Source organism: Bacillus sp. FSL R9-9410 (genome assembly GCF_038050385.1).
GTDB classification, from domain to species: Bacteria; Bacillota; Bacilli; order Bacillales; family Bacillaceae_G; genus Bacillus_A; species Bacillus_A cereus_U.
In genome coordinates, this window is record NZ_JBBOTV010000001.1 from 3,239,203 (window position 1) to 3,252,303 (window position 13,101).

Sequence of the window (13,101 nt, forward strand, 5' to 3'; positions counted from 1 at the left end):
GGCGTGCAGTTTTTTTATTATAGCCTATTCTTTTTTTACTTATATAAATCTTTCTCTACCTCTTAATTTTTCTTTGTTTTCGCAAGATGGGTAAACTTCTTATTTTTTTGAAATAGTAGTTTGTCCATCACGAATTCAGTTTAATTTTCATTTTATTATATAGTAAAGACTATTTATTCTATAAAAGAAAGGAATGAAAAAATGTCCAACAAAAATAAAGGGAAAGTATTCTATGGTAATGATTGTTGCGAAGTAAGAGCTTGCAGTTATATTAATATCTCTAAGTCCGAACTTAAAGAGTATGTTAGACTTCTTCAAGCTCTTGGTCAAAATATTCAAGCTGTATTTCAAAACCCTTCTCAAGATAATATTGATAAACTAATTGATCTCCTAAATAATCTTCAAAAATTCCTCAGTTGCTTAGATTTATCACCTGCACAAGAACAAATCGGAAACTCTATTATTACTAACTTATTAACTATCCTAAAGACATCACCTTTCTCATGCGGAGCATTATACGTTGAACTACAAAGTCTGCTTAATTATTTATTGTATATTGCTAAGTTATTCAAAATCGATTGCTGTACTATCGATAAACTCGTTAAGCTCATTACAGAAATTCAAGCTATCCTAGTGCAATATGGATCAGGTTGCCTTGGCGGAGGAGCAATAGGTCCTACGGGAGCTACTGGACCTCAAGGGCCTCAAGGAGCTCAGGGACCGGCTGGCGCTCAAGGTACTACTGGTGCTCAAGGACCTCAAGGTATTCAAGGGCCAGCAGGGGCTCAAGGACCAGTTGGCGCTCAAGGACCAGCTGGATCCCAAGGCGCTACTGGACCTCAAGGTTCCCAAGGTATTCAAGGACCAGCTGGCGCTCAAGGCGCTACTGGATCTCAAGGTTCTACCGGCGCTCAAGGTTCTCAAGGACCGGCTGGATCCCAAGGCGCTACCGGATCTCAAGGTTCTCAAGGTATTCAAGGACCGGCTGGCGCTCAAGGCGCTACTGGATCTCAAGGTTCCCAAGGTATTCAAGGACCAGCTGGTCCTCAAGGCGCTACCGGATCTCAAGGTTCTCAAGGTATTCAAGGACCGGCTGGATCCCAAGGCGCTACTGGACCGTCGGGCACACCACTACCTGTAACTATAGGTGCAATAGGAAATTCTAATCCACAAACTATATCACCTGGAACAAATATCCAATTCAATCAAGTTTTCGAACTAAATAATCTCTTTTTTAATGACACTTCAGATACTTTAACTATTTTAGAAACAGGGGTATACGATATTAGTTTCTCAGCATCTACAACCTTCCCGGGTTCTTCACCATTTGGATTCGGTATTTCATTCAACGGTCAACCACCTACTCGTAATTTTTCAACTAACGTTATCGGTAGTGCGGTTTCTTTCTCCACAATTATTACTTTAACAGCTGGTACAACAATCTCTGTACAACCTACAGTAAATACTATTTCCATCCCTAACACTGGTGACACAACAGCTACACTATCAGTCTTCCGAATTTACTAACTTTTAGTTTTCATCTTATTTTTGAAAGACCAAGAATATTTAATTTATAGTAATTTGTATTATTTTGATTGCATATTAAATCTCTCTTTTAATAAGAAGGAGCACTTACTTTGGAAGATAAGTGCTCCTTCTTTACGTTTCTTTACGTTTCTTTACCTCAAATTCACTCTATCTTAATCCTCTTTTTGTATGATAAATAGTGAAGACAAAGACATGAAAGAGGGATGATAATGAGAATTATATCACTGACACGTTTTTGGTTTGTTCTTATGGTTTGCATAATTTTATGTATAGGGTTTCTTTTAACTCTAAATTATTCAAATGTTTCAAAAGCAGAAAGAAAAACAATTCCATACGAACTTCTGTATACAAAACAAAACAACATCCCGTATTCCTCTTCCACACAAAATGAAAAAAAAGTTATAAAAGGAATGCTTGTTACAGAAGCTTCTAGTTATGAAAACCTACTTCAAATCGCTGAAACGATTAAAGATCAATATAAAAATAAAGATGTTGATGAAATAACACTCTCTATCCATAATGAAAATACTGGAATTTTCGAAGAGGAATTACCATATGAACCTATTAGTAAAGGAATAATAACCGTCACGTTTGATTCTCAATCCTTCGGCAGGACCAATGTTACGCTAAATAAATAAACTGAAGCTGTAATCAGTGGCGCTTTTCCCACCCCCACTGATTATTAAGTTAAACCAATCAGATTTTTATAGGCAGCTCGATTCTCACCTAACTTCTTTTCTGTTGCCACATTTTGAATCGAGATAAAATCACTCATTTCTCATAAAAAAGAGGCGAACTCGTTATTCGCCTCTTTTTTTACCAAAATGGAATCCACTCTTTTACTTTATCTATCCATTCATTTTGCTGTTCTTTTCTTTGTTGTTCCTCTTCTTTTCGTTTTTTCTCTTCTTCTTTCCTTCGTTTTTCTTCCTCAATCATTTTTAATTGTTTTGTATAATCCGCCTCAGGTATTAGTGATAACTGAAATGCCTTTTGAGTTGGATTTCCATTCGCTTTCTTCATAATGTCCCGGAACATTGTCGTTGTAATTTGGCTGCCTCCTGGCACATAATGCTCACTATCCGTTTTATCATACCCTACCCAAATCGCACCTACTAAATCCGGTGTGTATCCAACAAACCACGAATCCTTCGCACCAGTGCTTGGTCCATTTACAAGCTGGGTAGTCCCTGTCTTGCCTGCGGTATCGATATTATTAACTTTCGCTTTTTCACCTGTTCCCCTTTCAATAACACCTTTTAATAAGTATGTCATCTTTTGGGCAACTTTCTCGTTCGTCACACGAGTTTCTTTCTTATACCATTTTCCAATTGTTTCCCCTTCAGCATTTTGGATTTCTCTAATGGCATGAGCTTCTACTTGGACACCATCATTTGCAAGTGCGCTATACGCTTGAGCCATTACAAATGGTGAAGTCCCTACATGCATACCTCCTAAAGCAATCGGATACGTACGGTCTTCAGGATCTAATGGAATACCAAACCGCTCTAAAGATTTCAATCCTTTATCTAATCCAATTTGCTCTAATAGCCAAACTGCTGAAACATTATATGACTTTGCCACTGCTTCATACATCGTTACATTACCATGGAACATATGATCACTATTTTGTGGTGCATATTCTTTAATATTAAATGGTTCATCTTTTAAGACATCGTATACTTCATATCCTTGCTCTAACGCTGGTACATACACTGCAAGAGGCTTTAACGTTGAACCTGGCTGTCTTTTTAATTGTGTTGCATGATTAAACTGTAAAAATTGATAAGGACCTCTACCTCCAACTAAAGCCGGAACACCGCCAGTTTTTGGATTCATAAGGACCACTCCAGTTTGCATAAGCTGATCTGAACCACTATCTTTAAAATAACTATCATTATTCACAACATCTTCAACCGCTTGTTGTTTTTTCGGGTCAAGTTCCGTATAAATACGATAACCACCTGCTAAAATTTCATTTTGTGTTAATTCATACTTGTCCATCGCTTCTCTAACAATATAATCTACGTATTGAGAATATTTCCCCTTATATTTATCGTCAACACCACGTCGTAATACAAGACCTGATTCTTTCTCCTGACTATATTGTTCTTCAGAAATATATCCTTGCTCCTTCATTAAACCTAATACGACATTACGTCTTTCAATTGATTTATTAAAGTTTTTATACGGTGAATACGCAGATGGCGCTTTAATTAATCCTGCAATCGTTGCAGCTTCTGAAATCGTTAAGTCTTTTACTTCTTTATCAAAATAAGATTTAGCTGCTCTTTTTATCCCCCAAGCACCTTCACCAAAATAAATTTGATTCATATACATTTCAACAATTTCATCTTTCGTATAAGTACGTTCTATTTTTTTCGTTAGAAAGTATTCCTTTATTTTACGCGAGAATGTACGGTCTTGCGTTAAAAATACATTTTTCGCAAGTTGTTGTGTAATTGTACTACCACCTGCCACAACTTCACCGGCTGTAATGTTCTTAAATACAGCACTTATGATTCCACTATAGTAAATACCATGATGACTAAAAAATTCCTTATCTTCTACTGCAACAATTGCTTGAACCATAATATCAGGAATATCTTTCCTTTTGACCCCTTCTGTTTTAGAAGAAGCTAATTTAGTCGCAACTTCATTATTTGCATCATAAATTAAAGTCGGTTGTGGAACAGCTTGTTTTAATTCAGATATATCTTGAATGGAAATTATTATATTTACAACAATAAATAGAGTAGCAAGTAAACTTCCCAATACAATTAATGAATTGCGTAGTTTCTTCCTCTTATTGAACCACTCAAGCGTTTTTTTAAAGTGAGTGTTCTTCAATTTCATTCGTTCACTTCCTTCATTTGTTTACACTCTTCTTTTTAAAAGGAAGAATATACCTCCTTTTAAATTTATTATAATAACGTAGTCGTTCCTATAGTGTAAAGCTTTTCTTTCACATTCATACTTTTTGCAAGAAAAGGACATTCTACAAGTAAGATATTCACTATTCAGTATTAATATTATTAATACAACAATGAGAGTTATGTTAAGTTTTTGTAAACTTTTCGATAAAATGTTTTAAAAAACGACAGTTTTTTGTTAGAATTGATTAGCCAATATATTTTACATATATTACTTTTGTGGGGGTAACAATAATGGTCTTTAAATCAAAGAAAGATAAATTTTCTGAAATGCTAATGAATGTTTCCGAAAATTTAAAAGAAGGCGCGCAGTTTTTCGTGGAGTATAAAATTAAAAATGCTAGCGATTTAAAAGAGTTTTCTATGCGCATGAAAGAGTATGAGTCAAAAGGTGACTCATTCATTCACGAAATCATTATGGAGCTAAACAAAGCGTTTATTACTCCTATTGAACGTGAAGACATCCTACAGCTTGCAATGAGTATGGATGATGTATTAGACGGATTAGATCACAGTGCTAGTCTATTCGAAATGTATTCTATTACAGAAGCTGATGAATACATGATTAAATTCGTTGAAGCAATTAATCAATGTGCAATTGAGATTGCAAATTCTGTTGAACTACTGTCTAAAAAGAAACTAGTCGATATTCGTACAAATGCGATTAAGATTAAGGATTACGAGTCACAATGTGATGATATTCGCCGTCATGCGATTAAGCACTTATTCTCTCGTGAGAAAGATCCGATTAAGATTATTCAATTTAAAGAGATTTACGAAGAGCTTGAAGAAGTAGCTGATAGCTGTCAAAGCGTTGCAAACGTATTAGAAACAATCATTATGAAGAACGCGTAAGGAGTTTGATCATGGATACACTCTTGATACTGACCGTTTTAGTAGTCATTTGCGCTTTAGCTTTTGACTTTATCAATGGATTTCACGATACAGCAAACGCTATTGCAACGGCTGTTTCAACGAAAGCTCTAAAGCCTAGACATGCAATTGTTATGGCAGCTATTATGAACTTTTTAGGTGCGATGACATTTACAGGTGTAGCAAAAACGATTACAAAAGATATCGTTGACCCGTTTGCCTTGCCAAATGGTTCACTTGTAATTTTAGCTGCTTTGCTTGCGGCAATAGTCTGGAATTTGCTCACTTGGTACTATGGCATTCCAAGTAGTTCTTCGCATGCAATCATTGGTGCAATCGCTGGTGCAGCAATTGCTGCTGCTGGTATTAGCTCATTAAACTATAAAGGGTTTATAAAAATTCTTGAAGCTTTAATCATTTCACCGATTATCGCTTTTGTTATTGGTTACATCGTATATAGTATTTTTAAAGTGGTCTTTAAAAACTTTAACTTAACGAAAACGAACAAGAACTTCCGTATATTCCAGATCTTCACTGCAGCATTACAAGCTTACACACATGGTACGAATGATGCACAAAAAGCAATGGGAATCATTACGATGGCTCTTATGGCCAATAACTATCATACTTCTGACGACATCCCGTTCTGGGTACAATTATGTTGTGCAATCGCAATGGGTCTTGGTACTTCTGTCGGTGGATGGAAAATTATTAAAACTGTCGGTGGACAAATTATGAAAATTCGTCCTGTAAATGGTGTAGCTGCCGATTTATCATCATCACTTGTTATTTTCGGTGCAACATTCATTCACTTACCAGTTAGTACAACGCACGTTATCTCTTCTTCTATTTTAGGGGTTGGTGCTTCACATCGTGTGAAAGGTGTAAAATGGGGAACTGCAAAACGCATGTTAATTACATGGGTTATTACACTTCCTATCTCAGCTTCTTTAGCTGCATTATTTTACTACTTATTACACTTAATCTTTTAATCAAAAGTCGTCTTCCTTATTTTTCTAGGAAGACGACTTTTTTGTGAACAAACCTATTTTTTATTAAAAAGCGTGTATAATGATTGATGGATAAGTTATATAGAGGAGTTGGCAATTTTGGAATACATCATGTTACTTTTCATCGGATTAATCGCCGGGACAGTTGGAAGCCTAGTCGGACTTGGAGGCGGAATTATTATCGTTCCATTATTAATTGGATTACACAGTTTATCACCACAACTCGCAGTAGGAACTTCAATGGTAACAGTCGTTTTTACAGGGCTGTCTTCTACCCTTACTTATATGAAACATAAACGGGTAGATTATAAAAGTGGACTTATTTTATTTATCGGGAGTGGCCCTGGTGGTATTATCGGATCATGGGCAAACAAATTTTTAAACCAAGATACATTTTCTTTATACTTTGGGATTTTTCTTATATTCGTCTCCATTCTTCTTATACTACGAGACAAATTGAAACCTCTTTCCCTATCAAATATGACTGTAATTAAGCGATCTTTTACAGATAAAGAAGGAAATACTGTAGACTATCAATTCCCACCATTTCTCGCTATCTTTATTGCCTTTATAGTTGGATTTATATCCGGATTATTCGGAATCGGTGGTGGCGCCTTACTTGTGCCAGCGATGATGCTCCTTTTTGCGTTCCCAGCACACATTGCTGTAGCAACTTCAATGTTTATCGTATTTCTCTCAGCAATTGTAAGTTCTTTAACTCACATCTCTCTAGGAAATGTCAGCTGGGCTTATGCATTAATTCTTATTCCTGGTGCATGGATTGGTGGAAAAATCGGGGCTTATATTAACACAAAATTAAGTGGTAATGCAGTAATTAATTTATTACGTATCACATTAATTATTCTTGGAACTAGATTAATCATTACTTCATTTTTATAACGCGTTCTTTCTAGAATGCGTTTTTTCTTATACACATGAATATAAAAAGGCTCCTAGGAGAACAAATAAAACTAAACAAACACTTAATAGCGTAAAATTTGAAATATGTACTTTCTTCAAGTTGATCACTCCTATAGCTATGACTGTTATCTTTATGATAGCGAAAAAACAGTTATCTTACAGTTACAAAGTGCTAACAATGCAAAATCATTTATTACAAATTTTATCCTTATATTTCATTTCTTTGTATAATCTATCGATTCAATAAAAAAAGATGTCATATTGACATCTTTTTAGTGAAGAAGTGACCATCCCATAAAGTCTTCATGTACTTGGCACGCCCTCTTATCGTTTCGATCATATAATTCAGCATAACTATCTGTTTCCTCATCATAAGCCATCGTATAAATAATTTGGCCGTCTATTTCAACGGATAAAACGACTCCACCTTTCATCTCTTCTACATGAATGATAGCATTCGCCGGAATTCTCATATCCGTCATCTTCATCGCATCTAACAATATACTAAACCCCCTACAGCGTATTCATTGCTAGTACTATTACACACTAAATAGTATACTACTGTAATAGCATACATTTCGTCAATGAAATTGCTGTTTAAAAAGCATATTATCTTTATACATATACGCTAAAATATAAGAAATAGAAATGTTTTAATGGGGGGCTAACATTGATTCTACATAAGGGAGATATATTATTCCGTCAAGGTGAGGACGGTCCTTTATACTTTATAAAAACAGGTTTATTAAAAGTTATTCGATTAGAAGAAAATGGAACAGCATTTTTATTTAATATTATCGTTCCTGGTGAAACGATACCTCACCATTCTTTAATTTCACCGAAGGAATATCATGGTACAGCTATCGCTTTAATGAAAACAGAAGTTGAGCCTATAATTAGTAATGAATGGTACGATCAACTTCAGGAAAATCCTGCATCATATGCAAATATCGCTATGCAATTACAAGCGAAGTTACGAATGATGCAACAGCGTATCGATCAATTAACAACCGTCTCTCCTAAAGAGCGCCTCCATCGTTTACAAGAATGGTTCACCTTATATTTAGGTGACATCCCTATTTATGAAATATTAACACAAACTGAAATTGGTCAGCTCATAGGTGTACGCCGTGAAACAGTAAATCGATTATTAAGAGAACAAGCGAAAAACGAGGTAAAATAATACCTCGTTTTTCGCTTGTTCAAATTTAATCTATTGTAAGCTTGCTGCGGGACCGAAAAATTCATAATGAATGTGCTCTTGTTTAACACCCAAATCAATTAATGCAGCATTTATATGTTTCATAAATGCTACTGGACCGCAGAAATAAAATTCTGCTTCAGTCGTTGGAATAATAGTTTGTAACCATTCACGTTCAATAAATCCTTCTTTATCAAAATTCTTCATTTCGACATCTTGCTCTGTCGGTGAAGAATAGCAAGTATATGCTTTAACTTGTTCATACTCTTTTTCTACTGTCTCAACATGCTCTTTCATCGCATGTGTATTACTATTTACCGCCGCATGTACAAAGCATACATTACGCTTTGATTCTTGTTCAATTAACGTATTTAACATGCTCATCATCGGTGTAATACCTACCCCACCACTAATTAGTACAACAGGTAATGTTGAATCCATATTTAATACGAAATCTCCCGCTGGTGCACTTACTGGTAAGACATCTCCTTCTCCTACATGATCATGTAGGTAATTAGATACTTTACCATCTGGTGTATCTACACCTTTTTCTTTCTTTACACTAATACGATAATATTCTTTTCCAGAAGCATCAGATAAGCTATATTGACGATTATGCGTATATGTTTCACCTTCAATATTTATTTGAATCGTTACATATTGTCCTGGGATGAATGAAGAAACTTTCCCGCCATCTTCAGGTTTTAAATAAAATGATGTAATAACGTCGCTTTCCTTCACTTTTTTAACAATCACAAAGTTGCGGAAATCTTTCCATCCACCTTCTTTATGTGCGGCTTCTTCATACATATCCGCTTCAATGCTAATGAATGCATCAGCAATGACGCCATAGGCTTCTCCCCATGCATTTAAAACTTCATCAGGTGCGCCTGCGACCTCTTTAATCGCTCGTAGCAAGCATGTACCTACTATTGGATAATGCTCTGCTTTAATACCTAAACTTCTATGCTTATGACCGATTTGTTTTACAACTGGAATAATAGCTTCTAAATTATCAATGTACGTTGCAGCTGCATAAACAGCATTTGCTAACGCTTGTTGTTGTCTTCCCTTTTTCTGATTCGTATGGTTAAAAATATTCAATAACTCCGGATGTTCCGAAAATAAAATTTGATAAAATCTCGTTGTAATTTCAACGCCTTTTTCTTGTAATAACGGTACTGTTGACTTTACGATTTCAATTGTTTTTGCACTTAACATTGTATCCCACTCCTCTATTTCCTTAACTGTTTTTAGTTTAACTGAATTGTATAATACATATTGTGATTTTAATCACTATTAACATGGTGTTTTTGTGAAAAATATATGAACAATTCACATATTAAATAAATTTTAACTAGTGTGGCGTGCTACCATCCGCCACTAATTATTAGCCCACATTAATTGTGCTCAAAAAAAAAGCTAACTAGAATTCTAGCTAGCCTACTACTTTGTTTGTATTGCTTGTTCAATCCTTTTTATATTCTGCCCATCTCCAAACTCTGTATACCCCCATACATTCGTTTCACCTTTATATTTATTCACAAGTATATCCAAGTCATGATATACGCGATGAGCATAGACTACATACTCAATATTCTGAAGCTCCACACCTTTCTTTACAATTTCATAACTTCTATTCACATCGCGTTTTATTTTTTCACTTTTTATTTCTTTATGTATATTTTTTAAAGAGGCTTCTTGCCCTTGAAACCATTGTTTAAAATGTTTCCAGTCCCCATCTGTATATTTCTCTGCCTTACCATAATTCAAGAAATTATTATAACTTTCATGTGTCGTACGAACAAAATCGAGTGTCTTCTTCTTCTCTTGTACCTCTTCTATTTGTGCTACTGTATTTACTCCAGCAGACTTATTCCCATAATATAATAGTACTTTCATAAGACTATAGCTCGCTATTGCCATCACAGTAATAGTTACCAATACACTTAACAATCTCTTCATATACAGAGCCCCTTTTCTACTATGAATATTACAATGTACTGTTACACTTGTAACATTCTCTCGTAGAAATGTAATTCCTGTTTAAATCCTTCTTGTCATTTCGACACTATTTTCCTACAAACTTCTCCTTGGTAAATGCTCTTGTAAAACAACATAACCTTCATAAGCTGTATAACCGAGTATAGCCATTAATCCGATATAACAAGCAAATACTGTCCATTTCGTTTTCGTATCGACTTTATAATAATTTTCTTGTTGTTCTTTTTCTGTTTCCCATTCATTTAATTTTCTTTCTGACATTTCAAATGCTTCTCTTATATGAATTGTATGCATTTCTTTTTCATCTTCATATGGGACATAATCAAGCGGCTCAAACTTTGGTAAAAGGTACTCTAGCACTTCAATCTTTTGAAGTTCTCCTGTTTTTAATTCTTTTTCACGTTCTCTTTGTCTTAATACATTCATCTCATGGTGAATCATATAAATCGTTCGATGCACCGCACCAGTTTCGTTTAATTCCTCTTCAAGCCTAGCAACATAGTCTTTCATTCCATCGATTTTATATCCTAATTCCTTAATCGGCTCATCTCTCTTTATTACTCTATATAGTTCCATACAACCGATAATAACAATAAATCCTCCTAAAATACTCTTGAAGTAAATAGAATAGCCGAGTAGTAAAACTAGCCCTGCTCCCCAAATTTTCGTACTTACAACTGAAATTATTCGTCCACCATCTAACGGAGAAACTGGAATTAAGTTAAAGAAATTAATCATACTGCCAAGTAAAATAATAAGCGCCCAAAATGGCTCTTTCGTTACCAGATAAAGTGGAATCGCGGGTAAAAATGAAAGCAATCCGAAAAGAGGTCCCATATAGGCAATGTATGCTTCATCTTTTGCATTTTTCGGCATCTCTTTCATCCCAATAAGAGCCCCCATAAAAGGTATGAAGATTGCTGGCGATGTTGGTATACCTTTCTTTCTCGCTGCCCATAAATGCCCCATCTCATGTACAAACAACAAATAAACGAGTGCTACCCCAAACTTCCAACCATATATGACTGCGTATGCACCAAGCGATAAAAACATACTAAATACTGTTGAAAATTTTGCTAACTTAAAAATGGCAAATACCCATTTTAACTTAGACAGTAAAAATAACCCTATTGCAACGATAACTCCCCATAATCCTTTTTTATTTTTTTTCATATTCCTCTCCTTTATCTCGCTTTACTGAGCCATATACACTCATCAAAACTTATTCTTTTTCTCTATTATGACATATTTTTTTCTATTGTTAGAAATAATGTTTATTTCATCCATTTTTAGCCAAAAATAAAAATAAAAGGAGGTAAATACAAATGAAATTACAATCTCTTATGATAGGCGCGCTATCGTTTTTAGCTTCAACTCTTATTTTTTATACCGTCAGTTACGTATTATTATTAGATTGGTTGCCAAATCACTTATTTATAGCCCTTATTATTCTTTCTGCTCTTATGATTTCCTTTCTAATTACACGAAAATCAATGAATGAACCATCTGCAAAAGCAAAATAATAGAGGGGATCTTTCCCCTCTATTATCATTTCCTAGGAAAGGCCATATAGACTTTATGATTCTTACTGTCCGCTATTTGCGGGCAGTAAGAATCCCACCTCAAAATTCGGCTGGAGCAAAGAAGTTAGGTGGGAGTCGTGCTAATAATCAGCGGGGGATGCCCCCCACTGATTAAAGTTTCACTTTATCTTTGTAAATTCATTTTTTCACCATACTCTTTAACAATTTGAATAATGTTTTGAAATGCTCCTACTTTTTCTTTCTTACTATTTAATATTTGTAAATCGTAATTATCATAATAAGTTTCTAGTGATTTTAATTGTGATTCTGAAGCATCTTTTATCGGAACAGTAACATTCAATTCATACTGTTTATACCCTTCCTTTACTTTTTCAGCTGAAATCATTTCACTATCTTTTGCGCCAATTAATTTTTGAACCTTTTCCGGGAAAATCAATTGCAAATAATATTCTTGTTCCTTTGCTAACTTATTATATAGTGATTGTGAAATCGTATAACGTACCGTATAATTTATTTTTTGATCGCCTGCTTTAATATGAAACGCGGTAATCTGCAAATCTTTTTTCGTTACTTCCGTTAAAGGCCCTACTTGCATCTCATCTTCTTTTTGTTCTAGAATCTTTGGAAAGATAGCCAAAAGTTTTTCCGTATTTTTTTCGTTCAGCATATACATATCTTTCTTATATTGCACCCATCCTCGGCGGTCTTCTCCTCTTAACCATGCATAATATGTTTCTTTTTTTCCATCTCTACTAATTTGTATTTCATATTCCGGTTCACCAAAACTACCCGTTACTTCTTGTTTTTCCGCTTTGTTTATAATATCCACCACCAACTCCGCATCCATTTTCTTTAAATTTTTTTCTTCTTTACCTTTTTGCATAACAGTTACTTGTAATGGTTCTTTCACTTCATTCACTGTCTCCTCTACTTGTTTCGATTCCTTCTTTTGCTCGGCTTGACCACACGACGCGAGTAAAATAACACATAAAAACATTAAATATTTCCCTTTCAAATCGATTCTCCTTTTCCAATAAGAAATTCTTATAATCCTCATACATAAAACA

13 protein-coding genes are annotated in these 13,101 nt (G+C 34.8%); 7 read left to right on the forward strand and 6 right to left on the reverse strand.

Going from position 1 to position 13,101, the window contains the following annotated elements:
• Positions 1–201 precede the first annotated feature (201 nt).
• Together MKX77_RS16820 and MKX77_RS16825 are read left to right on the forward strand one after the other, a co-directional pair.
• Complete coding sequence (locus tag MKX77_RS16820; RefSeq protein WP_341307268.1) at positions 202–1,527, forward strand: Gly-Xaa-Xaa repeat protein; 1,326 nt, start codon at positions 202–204, stop codon at positions 1,525–1,527.
• Positions 1,528–1,757: 230 nt separating this feature from the next.
• A complete protein-coding gene (locus MKX77_RS16825) occupies positions 1,758–2,186 on the forward strand; it encodes a hypothetical protein (RefSeq protein WP_341307269.1) in 429 nt (142 codons plus the stop codon).
• 178 nt (positions 2,187–2,364) lie between these two features.
• On the opposite strand, the gene MKX77_RS16830 is transcribed toward MKX77_RS16825, so the two are convergent.
• A complete protein-coding gene (locus MKX77_RS16830; protein ID WP_341307270.1) occupies positions 2,365–4,404 on the reverse strand; it encodes a transglycosylase domain-containing protein in 2,040 nt (679 codons plus the stop codon).
• 311 nt (positions 4,405–4,715) lie between these two features.
• Here MKX77_RS16830 and MKX77_RS16835 point away from each other — a divergent pair, with 311 nt between their 5' ends.
• The 3 genes from MKX77_RS16835 to MKX77_RS16845 all read left to right on the forward strand — a co-directional run bounded on the left by MKX77_RS16835 (position 4,716) and on the right by MKX77_RS16845 (position 7,264).
• Entirely contained in the window at positions 4,716–5,336 is a 621-nt protein-coding gene (locus tag MKX77_RS16835; RefSeq protein WP_002086688.1) for a DUF47 domain-containing protein, read from the forward strand.
• An 11-nt stretch (positions 5,337–5,347) separates the two neighbouring features.
• Positions 5,348–6,346 carry an inorganic phosphate transporter gene (locus MKX77_RS16840; protein ID WP_002149443.1) on the forward strand — a complete coding sequence of 333 codons (999 nt, stop codon included), beginning with the start codon at positions 5,348–5,350 and terminating at the stop codon, positions 6,344–6,346.
• Positions 6,347–6,463: 117 nt separating this feature from the next.
• Positions 6,464–7,264, forward strand: coding sequence for a sulfite exporter TauE/SafE family protein (locus tag MKX77_RS16845; protein WP_215555741.1), 801 nt, complete (start codon positions 6,464–6,466; stop codon positions 7,262–7,264).
• 293 nt (positions 7,265–7,557) lie between these two features.
• Here MKX77_RS16845 and MKX77_RS16850 read toward each other — a convergent pair whose 3' ends face one another.
• The gene (locus MKX77_RS16850) at positions 7,558–7,785 is read right to left on the reverse strand and encodes a hypothetical protein (protein ID WP_000883004.1); all 228 of its coding nucleotides are present in this window, start codon (positions 7,783–7,785) and stop codon (positions 7,558–7,560) included.
• Positions 7,786–7,955: 170 nt separating this feature from the next.
• Here MKX77_RS16850 and MKX77_RS16855 point away from each other — a divergent pair, with 170 nt between their 5' ends.
• On the forward strand, positions 7,956–8,468 hold the full coding sequence (locus MKX77_RS16855) for a Crp/Fnr family transcriptional regulator (RefSeq protein ID WP_341307271.1): 513 nt from the start codon (positions 7,956–7,958) through the stop codon (positions 8,466–8,468).
• Positions 8,469–8,498: 30 nt separating this feature from the next.
• Here the strand turns inward: MKX77_RS16855 and hmpA are convergent, their stop codons facing one another.
• From hmpA to MKX77_RS16870, 3 genes are all read right to left on the reverse strand, one after another.
• Positions 8,499–9,707, reverse strand: a complete 1,209-nt coding sequence (hmpA, locus tag MKX77_RS16860; protein WP_341307272.1) for an NO-inducible flavohemoprotein — start codon at positions 9,705–9,707, stop codon at positions 8,499–8,501.
• 225 nt (positions 9,708–9,932) lie between these two features.
• The gene (locus MKX77_RS16865) at positions 9,933–10,451 is read right to left on the reverse strand and encodes a hypothetical protein (protein ID WP_215555738.1); all 519 of its coding nucleotides are present in this window, start codon (positions 10,449–10,451) and stop codon (positions 9,933–9,935) included.
• A gap of 114 nt (positions 10,452–10,565) precedes the next feature.
• Positions 10,566–11,663 (reverse strand): site-2 protease family protein, encoded by a 1,098-nt coding sequence (locus MKX77_RS16870; protein WP_341307273.1) that lies wholly within the window; start codon positions 11,661–11,663, stop codon positions 10,566–10,568.
• Positions 11,664–11,815: 152 nt separating this feature from the next.
• Here MKX77_RS16870 and MKX77_RS16875 point away from each other — a divergent pair, with 152 nt between their 5' ends.
• Complete coding sequence (locus tag MKX77_RS16875) at positions 11,816–12,013, forward strand: hypothetical protein (RefSeq protein ID WP_000776287.1); 198 nt, start codon at positions 11,816–11,818, stop codon at positions 12,011–12,013.
• Between the two features lie 184 nt (positions 12,014–12,197).
• On the opposite strand, the gene MKX77_RS16880 is transcribed toward MKX77_RS16875, so the two are convergent.
• On the reverse strand, positions 12,198–13,049 hold the full coding sequence (locus MKX77_RS16880; protein ID WP_341307274.1) for a hypothetical protein: 852 nt from the start codon (positions 13,047–13,049) through the stop codon (positions 12,198–12,200).
• Positions 13,050–13,101: the final 52 nt, after the last annotated feature.